At 60.3% G+C, this 21,059-nt stretch carries 20 protein-coding genes, 1 CRISPR repeat array and 1 riboswitch; of the genes, 19 read left to right on the top strand and 1 reads right to left on the bottom strand.

Going from position 1 to position 21,059, the window contains the following annotated elements:
- Positions 1-181 precede the first annotated feature (181 nt).
- The 18 genes from pfkA to hypE all read left to right on the top strand — a co-directional run bounded on the left by pfkA (position 182) and on the right by hypE (position 18,145).
- A complete protein-coding gene (pfkA, locus tag K341_RS0111100) occupies positions 182-1,144 on the top strand; it encodes a 6-phosphofructokinase (protein ID WP_009350813.1) in 963 nt (320 codons plus the stop codon).
- Between the two features lie 37 nt (positions 1,145-1,181).
- Positions 1,182-1,946, top strand: a complete 765-nt coding sequence (locus K341_RS0111095; protein WP_026762841.1) for a ParA family protein — start codon at positions 1,182-1,184, stop codon at positions 1,944-1,946.
- The gene (locus K341_RS0111090; protein ID WP_026762840.1) at positions 1,933-3,012 is read left to right on the top strand and encodes a ParB/RepB/Spo0J family partition protein; all 1,080 of its coding nucleotides are present in this window, start codon (positions 1,933-1,935) and stop codon (positions 3,010-3,012) included. The genes K341_RS0111095 and K341_RS0111090 overlap by 14 nt, the downstream gene beginning before the upstream one ends.
- Before the next feature lie 28 nt (positions 3,013-3,040).
- Positions 3,041-3,562: a DUF4446 family protein gene (locus K341_RS0111085; RefSeq protein ID WP_009350810.1), complete on the top strand. Its 522-nt coding sequence runs from the start codon at positions 3,041-3,043 to the stop codon at positions 3,560-3,562.
- A gap of 1,141 nt (positions 3,563-4,703) precedes the next feature.
- On the top strand, positions 4,704-4,802 hold the full coding sequence (locus K341_RS13070) for a type II toxin-antitoxin system YoeB family toxin (RefSeq protein ID WP_081453789.1): 99 nt from the start codon (positions 4,704-4,706) through the stop codon (positions 4,800-4,802).
- Between the two features lie 228 nt (positions 4,803-5,030).
- On the top strand, positions 5,031-5,936 hold the full coding sequence (locus K341_RS0111080; protein WP_009439327.1) for a M23 family metallopeptidase: 906 nt from the start codon (positions 5,031-5,033) through the stop codon (positions 5,934-5,936).
- Between the two features lie 29 nt (positions 5,937-5,965).
- Positions 5,966-6,877, top strand: coding sequence for a hypothetical protein (locus tag K341_RS0111075; protein WP_009350806.1), 912 nt, complete (start codon positions 5,966-5,968; stop codon positions 6,875-6,877).
- Between the two features lie 103 nt (positions 6,878-6,980).
- A riboswitch (molybdenum cofactor riboswitch) is annotated at positions 6,981-7,123 on the top strand.
- Positions 7,124-7,397: 274 nt separating this feature from the next.
- Positions 7,398-8,486: a hydrogenase small subunit gene (locus tag K341_RS0111070; RefSeq protein ID WP_026762839.1), complete on the top strand. Its 1,089-nt coding sequence runs from the start codon at positions 7,398-7,400 to the stop codon at positions 8,484-8,486.
- Positions 8,483-10,396 (top strand): nickel-dependent hydrogenase large subunit, encoded by a 1,914-nt coding sequence (locus K341_RS0111065; protein ID WP_026762838.1) that lies wholly within the window; start codon positions 8,483-8,485, stop codon positions 10,394-10,396. The genes K341_RS0111070 and K341_RS0111065 overlap by 4 nt, the downstream gene beginning before the upstream one ends.
- Before the next feature lie 12 nt (positions 10,397-10,408).
- On the top strand, positions 10,409-11,092 hold the full coding sequence (cybH, locus tag K341_RS0111060; protein ID WP_026762837.1) for a Ni/Fe-hydrogenase, b-type cytochrome subunit: 684 nt from the start codon (positions 10,409-10,411) through the stop codon (positions 11,090-11,092).
- Positions 11,093-11,184: 92 nt separating this feature from the next.
- On the top strand, positions 11,185-11,430 hold the full coding sequence (locus K341_RS0111055) for a heavy-metal-associated domain-containing protein (RefSeq protein WP_026762836.1): 246 nt from the start codon (positions 11,185-11,187) through the stop codon (positions 11,428-11,430).
- 6 nt (positions 11,431-11,436) lie between these two features.
- Positions 11,437-11,775 (top strand): hydrogenase maturation nickel metallochaperone HypA, encoded by a 339-nt coding sequence (gene hypA / locus K341_RS0111050; RefSeq protein ID WP_026762835.1) that lies wholly within the window; start codon positions 11,437-11,439, stop codon positions 11,773-11,775.
- 4 nt (positions 11,776-11,779) lie between these two features.
- The gene (hypB, locus tag K341_RS0111045) at positions 11,780-12,448 is read left to right on the top strand and encodes a hydrogenase nickel incorporation protein HypB (RefSeq protein WP_026762834.1); all 669 of its coding nucleotides are present in this window, start codon (positions 11,780-11,782) and stop codon (positions 12,446-12,448) included.
- Positions 12,445-12,975 carry a HyaD/HybD family hydrogenase maturation endopeptidase gene (locus K341_RS0111040; RefSeq protein ID WP_026762833.1) on the top strand — a complete coding sequence of 177 codons (531 nt, stop codon included), beginning with the start codon at positions 12,445-12,447 and terminating at the stop codon, positions 12,973-12,975. Before hypB ends, K341_RS0111040 begins: the two co-directional genes overlap by 4 nt.
- A complete protein-coding gene (gene hypF / locus K341_RS0111035) occupies positions 12,975-15,332 on the top strand; it encodes a carbamoyltransferase HypF (protein ID WP_156024947.1) in 2,358 nt (785 codons plus the stop codon). Before K341_RS0111040 ends, hypF begins: the two co-directional genes overlap by 1 nt.
- Before the next feature lie 461 nt (positions 15,333-15,793).
- On the top strand, positions 15,794-16,039 hold the full coding sequence (locus K341_RS0111030; RefSeq protein WP_026762831.1) for a HypC/HybG/HupF family hydrogenase formation chaperone: 246 nt from the start codon (positions 15,794-15,796) through the stop codon (positions 16,037-16,039).
- The gene (gene hypD / locus K341_RS0111025; protein WP_026762830.1) at positions 16,039-17,148 is read left to right on the top strand and encodes a hydrogenase formation protein HypD; all 1,110 of its coding nucleotides are present in this window, start codon (positions 16,039-16,041) and stop codon (positions 17,146-17,148) included. Before K341_RS0111030 ends, hypD begins: the two co-directional genes overlap by 1 nt.
- Positions 17,138-18,145: a hydrogenase expression/formation protein HypE gene (hypE, locus tag K341_RS0111020; protein WP_009350792.1), complete on the top strand. Its 1,008-nt coding sequence runs from the start codon at positions 17,138-17,140 to the stop codon at positions 18,143-18,145. Before hypD ends, hypE begins: the two co-directional genes overlap by 11 nt.
- Positions 18,146-18,871: 726 nt before the next feature.
- On the opposite strand, the gene K341_RS12810 is transcribed toward hypE, so the two are convergent.
- Complete coding sequence (locus tag K341_RS12810) at positions 18,872-19,036, bottom strand: hypothetical protein (RefSeq protein WP_026762829.1); 165 nt, start codon at positions 19,034-19,036, stop codon at positions 18,872-18,874.
- Positions 19,037-19,279: 243 nt separating this feature from the next.
- Between K341_RS12810 and K341_RS0111010 the strand changes: the two genes are divergently transcribed.
- Complete coding sequence (locus K341_RS0111010) at positions 19,280-20,203, top strand: LysR family transcriptional regulator (RefSeq protein ID WP_026762828.1); 924 nt, start codon at positions 19,280-19,282, stop codon at positions 20,201-20,203.
- Between the two features lie 540 nt (positions 20,204-20,743).
- Positions 20,744-21,059: direct repeats of the CRISPR family, unit length 35 nt; unit sequence GTTACACAGGCGAATACCGCTTGCGGTATTGAAAC.

Raw genomic sequence — 21,059 nt, 5'->3', positions numbered from 1 at the left:
AAAGATACCCTGAGCCGCTCTAAAAACCAAATAAATTTTTGTTTCACGTGAAACAATCTCCCCCCATCCCCTTGAAAAAAGAGGGGATTTTTTTTGTCATTTGTGATATGATGAAGGGAGTTTAGGAAAATGGATGCGGGCGTCTGCACGCATTTTACAACCGGGTAGGGGAGGAACGGTCATGTTAAAGAGCATTGCCATCATGACGAGCGGGGGAGACAGCCCCGGCATGAATGCGGCGGCACGTGCCGTGGCACGGACGGCGCTTTACGAGGGAGTCCGGGTGTGGGGCATCAACGACGGCTATCACGGGCTGCTCGAAGAGGATCTACGCGAGCTCGAGTCTAAGGATGTCGGTGATATTATCCAGCGCGGCGGCACATTCCTCGGGACGGCGCGGTGCAAACGCTGGACAACGCCGGAGGGGCGGCGCCTCGGACATGAAAATCTCATTAAGCGCGGTATCGAGGGACTCTGTGTCATCGGCGGTGACGGCTCGCTGCGCGGGGCACAGCTCCTGTCCGAGGAGTATGGCTTCCCCATCGTCGGGTTGCCGGGAACGATCGACAACGATGTCTGGGGCATGGACTACACGATCGGCTGCGATACGGCGGCGAACACGATCATTGATGCCATCAACAAGCTGCGTGACACCGCCTCGGCGCATCGCCGCGTCATTGTCCTCGAGGTCATGGGGCGCAACTGCGGCTGGCTTGCTCTCGTTGCGGGCATCTCCGGCGGTGCGGAATACATCCTTGTCCCCGAGGAGGAGTTTGACATCGCCGAGATCACTGAAAATCTCGCCGTCGCCTACGAAAAGGGAAAGCGCTACATCCTCATCGTTGTTGCCGAGGGTGCCGCAAAGGGACAGGACATCTGCGACTACATTGCGCAGCACACGGACATCGAGACGCGCGTCTCCGTGCTCGGTCATATTCAGCGCGGCGGTGCCCCGTCCGTCATTGACCGCGTCCGCGCCAGCCAGCTCGGCGAACAGGCGGCACTCGCCCTCATCTCCGGACTCTCCGGCGTCGTGTTCGGCTACAGCAAGGGACATGTCGTCTCGGTCAACCTCTACGATGCCGTGAACAATAAGAAGAAACTCGATCCCGAATACCTCCGCCTTGCGAAGGTGCTGTTCTAACCGGGAATACGAAAGAAGATGCGGAAAGGATGATCCCGTGGCACATATCATCGCGATCGCAAGTCAAAAGGGCGGCGTCGGCAAAACAACGACGGCGGTGAATCTCGCCGCCGCAATTGCACGTGCGAAACGCCGCGTTTTGCTCGTCGATATCGACCCGCAGGGCAACGCAACCAGCGGATTTGGCATTGAAAAAAATACGCTGACCGCGACCACCTACGAAGTGCTCATCGCGGGGGCGCGCCTGCGCGATGCGTGCATCGCATCGGACTACCGTGTCGATATCCTCCCCGCGAATGTCGAGCTTGCGGGCGCTGAAGTCGAGCTCGCGGGGCTCGATCGGCGCGAGACACGCCTGCGCGACGCCATCGCAGAGGGGGAGCGGGACTATGATTACATCTTCATCGACTGCCCGCCCTCACTTGGATTTTTAACGCTCAATGCACTCACCGCGGCACATGCCGTTCTCATCCCCATCCAGTGCGAATTCTACGCGCTGGAGGGTGTCGCACAGCTCATGAACACCATCGGGCTCGTGCAGGAGAGCGCGAACCCTGCGCTCACTGTGCAGGGCGTCGTCATGACCATGTACGACGGGCGCACGCGCATCGCCGCACAGGTCGTCGATGAGGTGCGCGGCGTCTTTGGCGCCGCCCTCTATCAAACGCTTATCCCGCGCAACGTCCGGCTCTCCGAAGCTCCGTCATTCGGGCAGCCCATCACGTCCTACGACATCACGTCGCGCGGGGCGGAGATGTATATAGAACTTGCGAGGGAGGTGATGCAGCGTGAAGAAAAATAAAAGCGGACTCGGACGCGGACTCGGCGCATTCGGACTCGGGAAAAACATCCTGGCACCCGAGGGCTCCGCATCTCCCAATCCTGCGGGTGCAAAAACATCCGGGACAAAGAAACCGGCGGCATCCGCCGCCAAAGGAAAAGGAAGTTCTGTGAAAACCGCAGGGGCGGTGCCTCCGTATTCCGCAGGCAGTGCCGGAACCCCGGCGCTTCTTTCCATAGACCGTATACAGCCGAACCGGTTCCAGCCGCGCCGCGAATTCGATGAGGGCGCTCTTGAGGAACTGCGGGAATCCATCGCGCAGCACGGCATCCTCCAGCCTCTCATCGTCCGCGACATCGGCAGCGGTGCATACGAACTGATTGCGGGTGAGCGCCGCCTGCGCGCGGCAAAGCTCGCGGGGCTTACCGAAGTCCCTGCGGTGTTTCGCATTGCAGCGGATGCCGAGCTCGCCGAGATGGCGCTCATAGAGAACCTCCAGCGCGAGGATCTGAACCCCATCGAAGAAGCGCGTGCCTACGAGCGCCTCCTCGGCGAGTTCAAACTCTCTCAGGAACAGCTTGCCCGCCGCGTTGCGCGCAGCCGATCGGCGATCGCCAACAGCGTCCGCCTTTTGCGGCTCGCCGCCTCCGTGCAGGCATTTCTCGCGAACGGCGTCCTCAGCGTGGGGCAGGTACGGCCGCTCCTCGCCCTTGAGAGCAAGACGCTCCAGAGTGAAGCCGCCGAATACATCCAAGAGCATGAGCTCACCGCGCGCGGCGTCGAAGCGCTCGTCAAGCGGCTCGTCAAAGACCCGAATGCCCTCAAAAAAACGTCTGCGGCACCCGCGCAGCGCTCCGCTCCCGATATTTTCGTTCGCGAGGCGGAGGAACGTTTGACACGCAGCCTTGGGACGAAAGTCTCGATCCGGGCAGGGCGCGAAGAGGGCAAAGGGAAGCTCGAGATCAGCTATTTCTCCGCGGACGACCTCGAACGGCTCCTCGGACTCCTCACGGCTGCGGACGGGGCAGCGAAGGAGGATAAGCGCGCGGCGCTGCGTGCCGTTTCCACGCAGAATTTCACCGTCTGAGCGAAGAACCAAAGAAGGGAAGAAAGAAGTGTTTCTGCAAAATCTTGTGAATTATATTGGAGCGCATGAAGCGACGCTCTTGCTCGCCTCCATGATTCTCATTGTAGTGTTGTTAATCCTTGTTCTCTATCAAATGATACGAATCTCAGGGATGCGCAGCCGTTACCGCGAAATGATGCGCGGCACGGAGGTTGAGGATCTGGAGAGTATGCTCATCAAGCATGTCAGGGAGGTCGAGACGGTCGCCGCGACCAATGCACGCCTCCTTGAGGAAAATGAACTCATCCGCCAATTCCTGCGCCGCACCCTTGTCCGTACTGCCTCTGTGCGCTTCCGTGCGTTTGAGGACATGGGCGGCGACCTCAGCTATGCGGTCGCTATGCTTGACGCGAACAACGACGGCATCATCTTTTCCAGCATCTTTGCCCGCGACGATTCACGCAGTTATATCAAACCCATCAAGGGGGGAACATCCGATTATGCGCTGACGGATGAGGAGCAAGGCGTATTAAAGGAGGCAATGGGGCAGGCGCTGCCTATCCGCTGGTAAGGCGTGAGGCGTGCCATGCGATCTTGGCGTCTAGCGTCGTTATTCGTCGAATACTGCACTCGACGTAGCTTTGAACTACGCCTTCGCTTGGATTCTCCTCATGCCTAGCTATACATCCAAGCTTGCATGTCACTTACTTTACGGGCTGTCGTAGGACGTGACGCGGGATTTTCGCGCCTAGCTGTTTCATGTTTTTTAACATCGTGGGATGTCGTGTCAATGTATGCGCGCATTGTAGGGGCACGGCGTGCCGTGCCCTCTAGCGATTGACGCGCGCGTATCGATAGGAAAGGTATGATGCGGGATTTTGGCATCTTAGGTTTTCCTTCGCGGCTCAGGTGTGCGCTTCGTTCCGCAGCGCAAACGGGACGGCAGTCCATGCATGATACCTAGAAAGTACGCCGCCACGGCTCTAGGTCGCACTGCTCCGAGAGCCGTATGGCGGCGTTCTCACATCCTCGTATCTCGCATCTATCCGCGCCGCCCCGCCCCTTCGGGTGATGCTAAGCGCCACGAGAGCGCACACCGTTCGCCGCCCAAAGGTAACGCCATACGTGTATGACCTCATAATCAAGCGATACGTTACGCCGCCATATATCGATACAGGGCACGGCACGCCGTGCCCTGTATCGATATATGGCGGCATGGAACGTATATCTTTCCGCTATATAAGCGGATGTACGGTGTGCCGTTGATTGCCGTATGAGGTGTATCGCCGTTTTCTATCGCACGGTGAGGGGGCGTATTCGCGGTCGCGGAGCTTTTACCCCCATAGGGGGCGGCGTGCTCCGACATTTTCGTTCCGTACAGATGTCGCCGCGCCGCAGTACTGCCCGGCGGTGCGGCGCAGTATCTTTTATCATCGGGCGTGACGCGCACGCCGTTTGCGCAGCGACAAGAATATGCCCCCGAACCGAAGAAACAGCGTATTTTCCGTTGCGAAGCAGCGAGAAAGATACCCTGAGCCGCGATTAAATACAAAACCTTGTAGTAGGAGTAACGATATGTCGCATGAGAACGTAGAACTTTGCGATACAGAATCAGCAGAGAGAATTTCAGACGTGTTCTGCTCAGAGAGCAATATGAGACATCTTCGGCGAGGAATCTCACAGCTCAATGCCGGCAAAGGTATCCCTCATGAATTGATCGATCCGGACGCATTGACGAGCAGAATCGGCTCGTCTATCGCATCACAAACGACTTTATAGAACTTTTGTCGTGCAAAGGACATTACGAATAACGACCTGCTGAAAACTCAGCAGGTTTTCATTTGTGCAGAGTAGGATAGAGGAACGAAAAATATGAACGCCTGCATAGAGGAGTATTCATTCAATATCGGCGATAAGAATCCACCGATAACATGGGAAATAACATGGATAATAACACAAACAACATAAACAACAACGAAGATAACAGCATAAACAACAGCACAAATCACATTACCGTTCCTCCCACATCCACAGAAGCTGTGGGAAAACGCTTTACACTCCGGCTCTTTGACACAGAGAGCGATGTGACGCGCTCGGTACATCTCTCCCTGCGCGCTGTGCGGATGCTTGCCGTCGGGGCGGGCGCGGGACTTGCCGTACTCATCGGCGCATCCGCGCTCTCAGTCTACACGCTCATGCACTCTTACCGTCATGAGGCGGAGACGGCACAGCTGCGCGAGGCGAACCGCATACAGCAGGAGCAGATCCTCACGGTGTCGAAAAAAGCTGCCGCGCTCGAAGAGGAGCTGGGCAAGCTCCGCCGCACGGAGGACGGACTGCGCGCCATCGTCGGCGCCCCTGAGACGCAGCCTGAGGACGACAATCCGCAGGTCGGAGACGCCGCGCCTACGGGCGGGGTGCCCCACAGTGCGACAACGGACGACCTCAGCGAGGCACTCGCGGCGCTCGAGCGGCATATCGGCGTGCGCCGTGCATCGCTCGATGAACTCAGCGGCATCGTGCAGAAGAACTACCCGGGAGCGTCTGGCCTTGGCGGCACAGCGCCCGTCACGACCCCGACCGGATGGCCGACGGACGGCTTCATCAGCTCGCCCTACGGTCTGCGTTTTGGCGGAGCGGAGTTCCATCAGGGCATCGATATTGCCGCCGACACCGGCACACCCATCACGGCGACTGCCGACGGCGTCGTCACTGCCGCCGGGTGGAGCGGGAGCGGCTACGGCAACATGGTTGATATCGATCATGGAAATGGTGTCATGACCCGCTACGGGCACGCCTCGGCGGTTGCCGTTACGGCGGGCGAACAGGTGCGCCGCGGTCAGATCATCGCCTATGTCGGCTCGACAGGGCATTCCACCGGGCCGCATCTGCACTATGAGGTGCGCCTGAACGGACAGCCCGTGAACCCGGCACCGTACCTTTGATAGAGAGATAGAGAGAAAGGAATCTTGTCATGCAAACAAAATCGTTCGCATATCTTCTCGCTGCAGGGATTTTACTCCTCCCCGTTTGCGGTATCGCAGCGGAGAAATCGGAGAGCCACACGGTGACCACAGCGGAGGAAACATCTGCAGACGAGGCGAAGAACGACGCTCCCGCAAGCGAGGATAAGAAGCTCGCCGAGGAGATGGACGAACTCGGCGGCGAAGTTGAGGAACCGCAGGATACCCGCGTCAAACAGAATGGCAAGGAAAGCGGCCAAGACAGCACAGAGGAAAAAAGCACTGTATCATCCGATGAGCATGGTGCGCGCGCCGATGCCGCACACGAAACGGATGCCCCGCCCACGAAAGACGACCGCCCGGTGGGGTATGCGTATGTCGGCGATAAGGACGCATGGCAGAGCGCCATGGCCGCAGACAGGACGGCGGATACGGAAGATGAGGATGAGATCAATGCCGCCGTGGACGAGGTGACCGCGGAGATCGAAAAGCTGATCGATAAGATCTACGAAGTAAATCCCCATCTCAAAGCGCCCACACTTGCAGAGGGGCACTGGGTCTTCGTTGAGGGCGACGAGCGGCGCGGGTGGTTCGTTGACCGCGGCAAAATGCACCGGAATAAAGACGGCACCATTTCCTACTGGCAGCTCATCCTCTACAACGAGCTTGGGCGCGCGCAGTTCGCCCGCGCCATGCATGACGAGGACTACAAGGAGCTGCGCTACACGCTCCAGCAGCGCGTCATAGATCTCAAGAAAAACACCGTCAGCACCTACGCGGTGATTGCCGTCGGCGCGGACGAGAAGGAACTCGCCCACAGCACGCGCAACGGCGAGCCGGCAGAGATCCGCCCGGACACCATGGCGGAGAAAGAGCGCGATACGGTGAAAAAACTCGCGCACAGGATGAAATTCAAACAATAAATAAAATTTTTCCGGCCGATTCGCGTAGATTATTGACAGCGGACGCGAATCCTGATAGTATGAAGCTATCATTAAATAACTATGGGACAGATAGAGAATTACTATCGTCCCGCGTTTCCGAGCAAAAATATCTAAGGGCTTCGCCTATGATATTGCGCCTGCGCCGGGGGACTTCCGCCCCGCGCGCACCGGGTACGCGCAGAAATGCGCGCGCCTTCCCATATCGAAAAGGAAACGACGAATAACCGCTGCCGCAAGACCTGCTTGCGATCTTACCGTGCGGAATGAGCAGCCGCGCAGGATGCAGAGGGATTGTTTGTCGTGCATTTGGCACGGGAGGCGGTCCCCTTTTTATATATAAAATTGGGATTGGCGCAGATAAAAATGATTGGAGGAAGAGGGCGAATTATATATCTTTTTCGCCCCGTCGGGTGTATAATAATAAGAATTCTTCATAGGAAGAATTTATTATCCGCGCCGAAAGGCAATCGCCTGTGTATTATTGTTAGGAGGCAGGAGCGTGGACAAGAGGGAGAGTCTATGGGAGGCATACCTGGCGAAGGGTATGAGCCGGCGCAGCTTTTTGAAAACCTGCGTTACGCTGACGTCGCTCATGGGATTGAGCACGGACAACCTCACGAAGGTCGTTGAGGCGGCGGAGGTCAAACCGCTGCCGGTCGTCATTTGGCTGCACGGCCACGAGTGTACGGGCTGTGACGAGTCGTTCATCCGCTCGGGGGCGCCGCTCGCCTCCGACCTCGTACTGAACTGCATTGCGCTCGAGTACAGCCATGTGCTGAGCGCGGGCTGCGGCGCGCCGTTCGAGGAGCACCTCGAAAAGACAATGGAGAAGTATCACGGCGAATACATTCTCGCCGTCGAGGGCGGCGTTGCGGTCGGCACACATGCATACACCTGCATGTCGGGCGGGCATTCCTTCGAGCACACGCTCAAACGCGTCGCCGAGGGGGCAAAGGCGGTCGTCGCCTACGGCACCTGCGCCACCTCGGGAGGTATTCAGGCGGCGGCGCCGAATCCCACGGAGTCGCGCGGCATCCGCTCGCTCATCGGAGCGAAACCCTACATCGCCGTCCCCGGCTGCCCGCCGATCCCCGAGGTCATGACGGGCGTTCTTATGCACGTCGCCCTCTTCGGCACGCTGCCGCCGCTCGATGCGGAGGGACGTCCGAAACAGTTCTACGGCAACCGTATTCACGACACCTGCTACCGCCGCCCGTTCTTTGACGCGGGCATGTTCGCCGAGCGCTACGACGACGAGGGCGCAAAGGCGGGCTGGTGTCTCTATCATCTCGGCTGCAGGGGCCCCGAGACGTACAACTCCTGCGGCAATCTCCGCTGGTATCAGGGCATGTCGTATCCGATTCAATCGGGCGCGGCGTGCATCGGGTGCAGCAACGCGAATTTCTGGGATCAGGCGCCGTTCTCGCGCCGGCTCCCGGAGTATAACGGCATCGACGTCGACATGGTTGGCGCAGGTCTTGCCGTAGCGACCGCAGTCGGCGTTGCGGCGCACGCGGGCGCAAGTCTCGTGCAGAAGCATCTCCACGAGAAAGAGCTTGCGGCGCATGAGAAAGAGGTGCACGAATGAAACACGTTGTTGTAGATCCGATTACCCGTATCGAGGGACATCTGCGCGTCGAGATTCAGGTCGACGAGGCAACGGGGAAAGTACAGGATGCGATCTCTTCCGGCACGGCATGGCGCGGGCTCGAGCTCGTCATGCACGACCGTGACCCGCGCGACGCGTGGGCGTATATCCAGCGTATCTGCGGCGTCTGCACGTCGTCCCATGCGCTCGGCTGTCTGCGCGCCGTGGAGGATGCGTTCGGCATCACGATCCCGAAGAACGCGCATTACATTCGCAACATCATCGCGGCATCGCTCGGAGAACACGATCATATTGTCCACTTCTATCATCTGCACGCGCTGGACTGGGTGAGCCCCATCGAAGCGCTCAAAGCCGATCCCGCGGCGACGGCGGCGCTCCAGAATACGGTGCTCGATACCTACCGCCTGCCCTTCCGCGGCCCCGCGGGACTCGACACCGAGGCGTACCCGCACGATATGCCTGTCGCGACGCCCTCCTACTACGCCGCGCTCAAGGCAAAGATTCAAAAGATCGTCGAGAGCGGACAGCTCGGCATCTTCTCCGCGCAGTGGTGGGATCACCCCGATTTTCAAATGCTGCCGCCTGAGGTGCACCTCATGGCGATCTCGCATTACCTCGAGATGCTGGATAAACAAAAGGACCTCGTTATCCCGCACGTCGTCTTCGGCGGCAAGAACCCGCACCCGCACTACGTTCTCGGCGGGATGCCCTGCTCCATCTCCATGGAGGACGGCAACGCCCCGATCAATGCGGCGCGGCTCGCTATCGTCGACCGCTCCATCAACGCGGCGCGGGACATGATGAACGACTACTATCTGCCGGATGTGCTCGCCATCGGCGCGATGTACGTCAAGCAGGGCTATACACACGGCGGCGGACTTGCGAAAAAGCGCTGCCTCGCGTTCGGCATGTTCCCCGAGGAACCCTTCTCGGGCGCGACGAACGGCGATTTCTTCAAGAACCTCCTCGTGCGCTGCAACGGCGTCGTCGAGGACTTCGCGGGCGGCGTCATGCAGGCAAAGGTGCATGAGTTCACGATGGAGGACGTCTCCGATCCCGCAGGCATCGCCGAGAGCGTCGATCACGCGTGGTACAAATATCCGAATGGCGACAAGAACGCGCTCCATCCGTGGGAGGGCGTCACGGAGCCGAACTACACCGAGCCGAAGGAAGGCACAAAGACCGAGTGGAAGGCGCTCAACGAACAGGGCAAATACTCTTGGCTAAAGACCCCCAAATGGCGCGGCAAGCTCTGCGAGGTCGGCCCACTCGCGCGCTACATCGTCCTCTATACGAAGGCAAAACAGGGACTGCTTGGGACACTCACATGGGCGGAGCAGATGATCGTCGATCAGGTCGACGCCGTGACCAAAGTCCTCGGCGTCCCGCCCGAAGCGTGGCTGCCCTCGACCGTCGGACGCACGGCGGCGCGCGCGCTCGACGCGCAGCTCCAAGCCGAGATCAGCAAATATTTCTTTGACAAACTTGTCGCGAACATCAAGAGCGGCGACACGACGGTCGTCAACAACGAGAAGTGGGAACCCTCCTCGTGGCCGAAGGAAGCAAAGGGCGTCGGATTCTACGAAGCCCCGCGCGGCGGTCTCAGTCATTGGGTCGTCATCAAGGACGGCAAGGTCGCGAACTATCAGGCGGTCGTCCCGACGACGTGGAATGCCTGCCCGCGCGACGACGCGGAGGGGCACGGCGCGTTCGAGGCGTCCATGATGGATACGCCCGTCAAGATCCCCGATAAGCCGCTCGAGATCGTCAAGGCGGTGCGCTCCTTTGACCCCTGCATGGCGTGTTCGACGCATCTCTTCAACGCAAAGGGGGAGACGATCCGCGTCGTGACCACAGATCCCTATGCGGGCATCCGTGTAGACGAATAGGGGGCGCGCATCATGAAACAAGAAGAACGGAAGGAATACTACCTCTTTAGTCCCTTCCTGCGCATCTTTCACTGGCTGATGGTCGCTGCCATCGTTGTGCTGTCCGTGACGGGGCTGCTCATCACGAAGCCGCCGACGATGCTGTTCTCAGAGCCGACCTACTCGCCGCTCCTCATGAATCTCATCCGCAACATTCACTTTGTCGCGGCGTTCGCGTTCTGCGCGGGCTTCATCGGGCGCGTGTACGGGTTTATCATCAACCGCGGCGACCGGCTCTTCCCGCATTTTTGGAGTCTCATGTACTACCGCGACGCCATCGAGGTCGCGCGGCACTACATGTTCCTGAAACTCTCGCACAAGCCGTTCCTGCGCAATCCGCTCGCACGCGCCGCGTACGCGGGGCTCTACGGCATGGTCGCGGTCGAGGTGCTGACGGGATTCGCGATGTACTACATGACCGAGCCGAGCGCCATTGGCGGCATCCTATTCGGCTGGGTGAACCGCATCCTCGGCGGAGAGTACATGGCGCACGTCGTCCATCATTACATGGCGTGGGTCATCATCCTCTTTGCCATCGGGCATTTCTATCTGGTCGTACGATCGGAATTTATGGAAGGAGAAGCGGAAGTCTCGAGTATGTTCGCGGGCAGCAAGCTGCTCCGGCATACCCCGGCGGACGCAAGAGATGTTGAATGATTGGGCTGTATGATTGTGAACGCGCATTGCACAAGATGCGCAATTATGTGAAGCGGCAGGTACAGATTCCTGCGCTGAAGGAGAATGATCCGATGTGTAAAGACTGCGGCTGCGGCGAGATCGCCGAGAGCACAACGCATATGCAGTTCTTTGTGCGGGGCTATACGGAGGAGAACGCGGCGGCGGTGCAAAACGCGCTGCTCGGTCTCCCCGGCGTCCTCTATGTGCATATCCATGTGCATGACGGAGAGACGACCGTGGACTATAGCCCCGCGAAGACGAAACTCATGGAGATCGCGCGCACGATCGAGGCGCACGGTCTCACGGCGGAGCTGTAATCCTCTATGCACGAGATGGCACTCGCCGAGGGCATCGTCGACATTGCGATGGACTACGCACGGCAAAATGATGCCCGGCATATTGCAGAGGTACATCTGATCCTCGGCGAACTCGCAGGCGTCGAAACGGAGTCGCTCTCCCTCGCCTTTGACTCCCTTGTGCGGGGAACGATCGCGGCGGGGGCGGCGCTCACATGGGAGCGCGTGCCGTTGACGGGGCGTTGTCATGACTGCGGCAGGGAGATGCATATACGCCCGCAGGATCTCCTGTGTCCCCTCTGCGGGGGCGGGCTGGAGATGACGGGCGGACGCGAGATGCGCGTCGACTATATAGAGATGGAATGATACGATGAAGGTACTCGTGAAGGCGGCCATCCTCGGGCGCAACGAGAACGCGGCGGCAGAGAATGCCGCGCTCCTCGCGCGGCATGGGATCTACGCGCTGAACCTCCTTGGCTCGCCCGGGGCGGGCAAGACGACGCTCCTTGAGAAGACGCTCGCCGCGCTCGCTGGGGAGCTGCGCACGGCGGTCGTCGAGGGCGATCTCTTTACGGACAAGGACGCGGCGCGCATCGAGCGCTGCGGTGCGCCCGTCGTGCAGATCAACACGAGCGGCGGCTGTCATCTCGACGCGGCGATGGTCGCAGCGGCATTTGCGCAGCTCGATCTCACCGCGCTCGACCTCATCGTCATCGAGAACGTCGGCAATCTCGTCTGCCCCGCCGAGTTCGCGCTCGGCGAGGACGCAAAGGCGGTTGTCCTCTCCGTCACGGAGGGCGACGATAAACCGCTCAAGTACCCGCTCATTTTCAAAGAGTCTGCGGCGGCATTGCTGAATAAATGCGATCTGCTGCCGTACACCGATTTTGACATGGCGGCGGCGCGGCGGGACATCGCAGCGCTGCATCCGGGCATCGCCGTCCTGCCCGTCTCCGCACGTATGGAGGACGGCATGGCACAGTGGCTCGCATGGCTGCGCGCGGCGGTCGCCGCAAAGAGGGAAGGGGGAGCACGATGAACGATGAATCGCTGGTCGAGGTCGCACCCATCACGGTGCTCGGCATCGGCAACATCATCCTGCGCGACGAGGGATTCGGCGTGCGCGCGATGGAGTATCTCCGGGAGGGATGGAACTTCCCCGAGGAGGTGCGCCTGCTCGACGGCGGCACGCTCGGTCCAGAGCTGCTGCACTTCGTCACAGGGACGCAGCGTCTGCTCATCCTCGACGCGATTTCGGGGGGCGGTGCGCCGGGGAAAGTCTACCGGTTCGAGAACGACGCCGTGATGGCGCATTTTCAGGAAAAACTCTCCTCGCACGAGATCGGCATTCAGGACGTGCTCGCGTGGCTCACGGTCACGGATCGCGCGATCCCGCAGGTCGTAGTCCTCGGGATGCAGCCGTACGAGCTGTCGGCGGGACTCACGCTCAGCCCCGAGATGGCGGCGGCGCTGCCGTCCTTTGCCGCGCGTGCGGTGGAGGAACTCGTACGGTGGGGCGCAGTGCCCACGCCGCGCGGGATGCAGCGCAGCGTGCGGATCGCATGATGGAGGAACGATTGTCCGCGCAGAGCGGAGAGAGGTGCGCCGCTGAGCGGCGCGCCTTTCGTGTCTCAGGGATCGTGCAGGGGGTCGGGTTTCGCCCGTTTGTCTATCGGCTTGCTATGCGCTGTGGGCTCGGCGGATGGGTACTCAATGACAGCGCGGGCGTCGGCATCGAGGCGGAGGGCGCGGCGGCATCGCTCGATGCGTTCGCGGCGGCTCTGCGCGACGAGGCGCCGCTCGCCGCGTCCGTGACGGCGGTGACCGTGCGCGAGATTCCCCCCGTTGGAGCACAGGATTTTCGCATCCTGCCAAGCCCTGCGGGGGACGCGCCGCGCACGCTCGTCTCGCCCGATCTCGCCGTCTGCGCCGATTGCAGGCGCGAGACCATGGATGCGCGCGATCGTCGGCACGGCTACGCCTTTACGAACTGTACGAACTGCGGCCCGCGCTACTCCATCATCCGCGGCGTGCCGTACGACCGTCCGCTCACGACGATGGCGGCGTTCCGCATGTGCGATGCGTGTCAAAGCGAATATGACGATCCCGCCGACCGCAGATTTCACGCGCAGCCGAACGCCTGCGCGGACTGCGGACCCGCGTACCGCCTGCTGACGGAGACGGGGGCGTTTGACGGAGATGCGATCGCCGAGACGCGGCGCATCGTCGCCGCGGGCGGCATCGTCGCGGTGAAGGGCATCGGCGGCTATCATCTCGTCTGCGATGCACGGAGCGAAGCGGCGGTCACGCGTCTGCGCGCACGCAAACACCGCGAGGACAAGGCGCTCGCCGTGATGGCGGGATCACCGGAGACCGTGCGGGAGCTGTGCGAAGTATCGGCGGACGAGGAGCGGTGGCTCACGTCGCCCGTCGCGCCGATCGTCCTCCTGCGGAGGCATAGGGCGGCGAATGCCGGCGGCGGCATTGCCGGGGACGCCGCGCCGTCCGTTGCGCCGGGGAACGCGTATCTCGGCGTGATGCTCCCCTACGCGCCCGTTCACCTCCTCCTGCTCGCGCCGGGCGACCTCTGGGTCATGACGAGCGCGAACATGAGCGGCGAACCGATCCTCTACGAGGACGCGGCGGCGGAGCGAGAACTCCGGGACATCGCCGACGCGATCCTCACGCACAATCGCGAAATCGCGCACCGCGTGGACGACTCCGTCGTACGGATGGCGGCGGGCGGGCGTATGATTTTGCGCCGCAGCCGCGGCTTTGCGCCGACACCCGTCGCGCTTCCTTTTGATTCAAAAATCTCGGTGCTTGCGGGCGGTGCGGAGCTCAAGAGCACATTTTGCCTCACGCGCGGGCGCGAAGCCTTCCTCAGCGAGCACATCGGCGACCTCACGAATGCAAAGGTGCGCGCGTCCTACGAGGGGACGATCGCGCATTATGAGCGGCTGTTCGACGTGCATCCGCAGCTCCTCGTCGCCGACCTGCACCCGAATTATTTATCGACACGGTATCTCGAAGCGCGCGCGGCGGCGGAGGGCATCCCCCTCGTCCGCGTCCAGCATCATCACGCGCATATCGCGGCGGTGCTCGCCGAGCACGGATGCACGGAGCGCGTCCTCGGCGCGGCGTTTGACGGCACGGGCTACGGGGACGACGGGCGCGCGTGGGGCGGGGAATTTCTCGCCGCCGATCTTTCGGGCTATGAGCGGCTCGGGCATTTTGCGTATATGCCCCTCCCGGGCGGTGACAAAGCCGCCGCAGAGCCGTGGCGGCTCGCGCTGTGGACGCTCTATGGCGTGCATGGGAAAAAGCTCAAGAAGAAGTGTCCCGGCTTTGCGGCGCAGCTCCCGCCCGGATGGCAGCTCCTCATGCAGGCGACGGCGGCGGGCGTCAACGCGCCGCTTACATCGAGCGTCGGGCGGCTCTTTGACGCCGCGGCGGCGCTCCTCGGCATCACCTATGTGAACACCTACGAAGGGCAGGCGGCAATTGAGCTCGAACAATGCGCGCGCAGGGCGCAGCGGCGCGGGCGAGTACTGCGGTATGCCTTGCGGGGGGCGGATGAGCGCGGTGCGCCGCTGACGATCGACTTCATGCCTGTGCTTCGGACGATCGCGGACGAAGCGGAACAGCTCTCGGACGAAGAGCGCGCCGGGCGCGCCCTCGACTTCCACGTCACACTCGCCGCCGCGACCTGCGACCTCCTCGACCGCCTTTCACGCGAGACCGGGCTTCGCACCGTCGCCCTCTCCGGCGGCGTGTTCCAGAACGCACTCCTCGTGGAACTGCTGCTCCTCTTCATCCGCGACAAATACCGCGTCCTCCTGCCGCATACCGTACCGCCGAACGATGGGGGCGTGGCGTATGGACAGGCGGCAGTAGGCGTGATGCGGGATTTTGGCGCATAGCTGCATCCGCACGTTACGCCGCCGTTCATTGATACAGGGCACGGCACGCCGTGCCCCTACGGAGAGCGGCATGGATTGATAGTATTTCGTAAATCCGCCGCCTTCCTTGCTCTGCATCCAAACTTCCGCATCACTTACGTTGCGATGGTATTAGGTGGGATTTTGGCGCATAGCATTCTATATCTCCGCACTTCGTGGGCAAGGGATACGACATATGCGCGCCTTGTAGGGGCACGGCGTGCCGTGCCCTCCTCCGATCTACGCGCGCCAACCGATAAATAGGCAAACCCGGCATCTATACCGCCCCCGTAGGGGCGTCGCGCCGCTGCGCCCTCGAGCGATCCACGGCGGCGTAACTTACCGCCGTACAATAACAAACAACGCAACGCGAAAATCCCGCCGATTTACCATAACCTAAATGATGCGAAAATCCCGCGTCATCGATAGAAAGAAGGATAACTATGTGCCTAGCAGTACCCGCTCGCGTCATCTCAATCGAAGACCGGCTCGCCTCGGTGGAGGTGCAGGGCGTGCGCCGCGCGGCGAGCCTGATGCTCCTGCCCGAAGCGGCGGTGGGCGACTATGTGCTCGTCCACGCGGGCTTTGCGATGCAGATCGTAGACGAGGAAGAGGTGCGCGCGATGGAAGCCCTGCGCGCAGAGATGCAGGGCGCGCCGCGCACGGTCGACGCCTTGAGGACGCACTGATGCAGACAGCAAACGACATGCGCGCGCTCACGGCGGAGGTCACAGGCGAAATGCACCGCCTGCTCGCCCCCCTTGGACGCCGCATCCGCATTATGGAGGTCTGCGGCACGCACACCGTCGCGATTTTCCGTGCGGGACTGCGCCAGATCCTCCCCGAGGAAATCGAGCTCGTCTCAGGCCCCGGCTGTCCCGTCTGCGTCACGCACGACGCCTACATCGACGCCGCGATTGCGTACGCGGGGCAGGAGGACGTCATCATCACGACCTTCGGCGACATGCTGAAAGTCCCCGGGAGCACATCGAGCCTCGCCGCGGCGCAGGCGGCGGGCGCGGACGTCCGCGTCGTCTACTCGCCGCTCGATGCACTCGCGGCTGCGGCGGCGCATCCTGAGAAAAAAATCGTATTCCTCGCGGTCGGCTTCGAAACGACCGCCCCGACCGAGGCGGCGGCAGTACTCGCGGCGGAGCGGCAAGGACTTAAAAATTTCTTCCTGCTCTCCGCGCAAAAACTCGTCCCGCCCGTCATGCGCGCCCTCCTCGACGACCCTACCGCGCAGGTCGACGGATTCCTCCTGCCCGGGCATGTCGCCGTCGTCACAGGAACGCGGCTTTTTGACTTCCTCGCCGAGGACTATCATGTGCCGGGCGTCGTCGGCGGATTTCGCCCCGACGAGATCCTGCGCGCCCTTCGGATGCTCGTACGGCAAGTTGCGGCGGGCGAGGCGCGCATCGAGAACGCCTACGAGAGCGTCGTGCGCCCGGATGGCAACCCCGCGGCGCGCGCGGCGGTGGAACGCGTCTACGAGCCGGCGGAGACCGCATGGCGCGGGCTCGGCGTGATCCCCGCCTCGGGGCTCAGAATGCGCGCAGAATACGCCGCCTATGATTTTGCCGCCGTGCGCCCTCTCGGCGCGATCGACGTCCCCGACGGACGGCGCGGATGCCGTTGCGGCGAGGTCTTGCGCGGGAAAATCGTGCCGAAGGACTGCGGCCTTTTTGGACGGGGCTGTGTGCCCGAGCACGCCGTCGGGCCCTGCATGGTGTCCGTCGAGGGCACATGCGCCGCGTGGTACAAATACGGTGCGGGGAGGTTTCGCTATGGAGCATGACATGATTACACTCGCGCACGGCGCGGGCGGGCGGCTGTCGCGCGCACTGACCGAGGAGATCGTCCTCCCCGCGCTCGGCAATACCCTGCTGAACGGACTGCATGACGGCGTGGTTCTGCCGGCAGAGGGGAAAATCGCGTTTACCACAGATTCCTACGTCGTACAGCCGCATTTTTTCCCGGGCGGCAGCATCGGGCGGCTCGCCGTCTGCGGCACAGTCAACGACCTCGCCATGTCGGGCGCGCACCCCGAGTACCTCTCGCTCGCCCTCATCCTCGAAGAGGGCTTTTCGATGGAAACATTGCGCCGCATCGTTGCAGACATTCGCACAGCGGCAGAGGAGGCGGGCGTCCTCATCGTCACGGGCGATACCAAGGTCGTCCCGCGCGGCGCGGGCGACGGCATCTATATCAACACCGCGGGCGTCGGGCGGCTCATCGAGGGCGCGGACATTTCCCCGACGAACGTGCGCCCCGGCATGGACATCATCGTCTCCGGCACACTCGGCGACCACGCCGCCACCGTCATGGCAGCACGGCATAATCTCACCCTCCCGCCCGGCATCACGAGCGACTGCGCCCCACTCTCCCATATGGTTGAAGAGATGCTAAAGACCGCGCCCGGCATCGCCGTCCTGCGCGACCCCACACGCGGCGGCGTCGCGGCATCGCTGAACGAGATCGCGGGCGCGGCGGGCGTCGGTATCCTCCTCGATGAGGAAGCGATCCACGTACGTCCCGAAGTGCAGGGCGTTTGCGAACTGCTCGGCTTCGATCCCCTCACACTTGCCAACGAAGGCAAACTCCTCGCCTTCGTTCCGCCCGAGGATACCGCGCGCGTCCTTTCCGTCATGCATGAGAATGCGTACGGCAAAGAGGCGGTCGTCATCGGCGAGACCACCGCCGACGCTCCCGGCGCCGTCGGGATACGCACGCCCCTCGGCGGGATTCGTGTTGTGGATATGCCGGCGGGTGAACTTGTCCCTCGCATCTGCTGATCGTGATGGCTATCTTGGCGCCTAGCGTCGTCATTTCGTCGACGTAGGTCTTAAACTACGCCTTCCTCGCGTTCTCCTCACTTCCTAGCTATGCATCCAAGCTATCTCATCACTTACTGTACGGTGTGTTGTGAGATGTGGCGCGGGATTTTCGCGCATAGCGTCGTTATTCGTCGAATTCTGCGCTCGTAGTAGCTTTTCTACGCCGTCGCTTGGATTCTCCTCATGCCTAGCTATGCATCCAAACTTCCGCGTCACTTGCATTGCGGTCGGATGTGGGATTGTACCGCCGTTACCTATCATGTGGCGAACGGGTATCTTATCGATGCTGTGGAGTATTTACCCGAAGGGGGGCGCTTAGGCGTGACGTGGGATTTTGGCGCATAACTGTGTCATATCGTCGGACACTGCGGTCGACGTAGGTTTCATCTACGCCTTCCCTTGTGTCCTCCTCATTCCTTGTTCTGCATCCAAACTTCCGCGTCACTTACGTTCATGTGAGACCGCCGCTTTGCAGTCCAACGGACTGTGCGGCGGAATGAACGATATAGCGATACCGACCTGCCGCGACGTTTGCGAAGCAGCGAGAAAGATACCCTGAGCCGCGCTATAACATCCCCTTATAATCTAGCCTTACACCGCCCTATAACATTTTCCCAATCCTCACATACCACAAAACCCCAACAAAAAAAGAGCGATCCACAGACCACTCTTCACCGTACGATTTCACTTCGTCAAATGCACATCGGGAATCTCAACCTCGTGATGCGTCTCCGGATCCACATTCGAATACACACCCGGCTTCGTCTCGAACGCCTTCAGATTGTCCGCGTTCGCCTCCAGCATATCCTCAACAAAACGCTCTACCGCATCTGCAAAATATACCGCCATCGTAAATTCCCCTTTCGCATACATATCGTAAAGCGCCGCACATCGGCGCATTTGAACTAGGATTAACATAGCACGAACACGACCAAAAGAGAAATACCCCTTTTTCATCAAAAAATAGTGCGAGACTATCGATGAAAACTATCTTTTTTGTGATATTTATCATATTTGAATATTTATATATATAGTAAACTAATAACACAGCACAGTTGGAGACGCCCGTAGGCGGCGGAAGGAGATGACCCTATGACGCTCGTACAAATGCGGTATTTTTATGAAGTCTGTCAGTGGCAAAATATCACCAAGGCGGCGGAGCAGCTCCACGTCTCCCAGCCAACCGTCACCGTCGCCATGCAGGCGATCGAGACCGAAACCGGGCTCAACCTCTTTCACCGCGAAGGACGCAAAATCACCGTCACGAGCGACGGCGCAAAACTCCTCAGCAAAATCTCCTTCATCCTCGGCGAAGTCACCCGCCTCGACGACGAGATTCGCGACATGGCGCACCGCCACGCAAAAGTCCGCATCGCCATGCCGCTCCAGCTCGGCGTCGTTTTTTTGCCATATCTTCTCGGCGAATTTCACGAAGCGCACCCCGAAATCGAACTCGAAATCATCGAAACCGGCGGCGTCAGCGCCCTTCAAATGGTTGAAGAAGAAAAACTCGACTTCGCCCTCACCAACTACACCGTTGACTTCAGCGCGCGCCTGAACTACTCGAAACTCTTTGACTGCGAATGCACCTTCGTCACGCGCTTTGAACATCCCCTCGCAAAACGCCACACCGTCAGCATCCGCGAACTGTGCGACGAGCCCCTCGTCATGCTCGACAGCAGCTTCTTCATCGACCGGCTCGTGCAGGACGCCTTCGGACACATCGGCGAAAAACCGAACGTCATTCACTACTCGCCCTATCTCCACACCGTCAAAAACCTCGTCCGCAGCGGCATCGCATCCACTATCCTCGCGCGCCCGTCCGTCCTCCCCTCCGACGACTTCGTACAGATCCCACTGTTTGACCCCATCTTCATCAACAGCGGACTCGTCGTCAAAAAAGGACGCCAAACCCTCGACGACGTGCGTCTCGTCATGAACTATCTGAGGACACTGACGAAGGAGATGCTGATAGAAGGAAAAGACCGCCCTCAAGGACTAGGCGTGAGGGCGTGACGCGGGATTTTCGCGCCTAGCGTCGTCGTTTCGTCGAACGCTTCGTCGACGTAGGTCTTAAACTACGCCGGCGCTTGTGTTTCTCTCATTCCCTGCTCTGCATCCAAACTTCCGCGTCACTTACATTCCCCCCTCGCACAACATCACAAATCTCTCAGGCGGTTACATTCATGTAACCGCCTTTTACATTAAAAATAATAAACATTTCATTAATAAAACTCCCTATATGTTCGATAAAAACTCTAATTTTCAGAATTGGCATCCACACAGAAAACCTCCCGCGAACCCTGCGACCCGCATAGTGCCGTCGAGGTTTTCTGCCCACGCGCCAAAACATGGGAAAAAGCCCCATAGAATCCCCCGAATTTAGCAAAATACCCCTCAAAATGGCGAAAATACATTGCCAAAAAGGGAAAAAATCGCTATAATGTGCATATCGGGCGAAAACCTCCGACGAGACCGGAGAGCCGCATTCCACCGTCGAGGTTTTCAAAATGTACCGATTTACGCTAGCACCCGCGCGGCTTTAGCGGGTATGCTGTTACACAGGCGAATACCGCTTGCGGTATTGAAACGAAGTTTCTGGGTGAGATACCAGAGAGCTTGTTTAGGTTACACAGGCGAATACCGCTTGCGGTATTGAAACTTTGCGCCGTCCTAGCAGGGTCGGCAGGGGCGTTTTGTTACACAGGCGAATACCGCTTGCGGTATTGAAACCCGCGACCTTTTGCCTCTCCGTCCATCAGAAACAGTTACACAGGCGAATACCACTTGCGGTATTGAAACAAGACATCTGCTCAATACCAGAGACGTCCTTAATTGTTACACAGGCGAATACCGCTTGCGGTATTGAAAC

Source organism: Centipeda artemidis DSM 19719, from assembly GCF_000426665.1.
Taxonomy (GTDB): domain Bacteria; phylum Bacillota; class Negativicutes; order Selenomonadales; family Selenomonadaceae; genus Centipeda; species Centipeda artemidis.
Note: the sequence above shows the minus strand (reverse complement) of the source record. Positions and strands in the feature narration are given on the sequence as shown.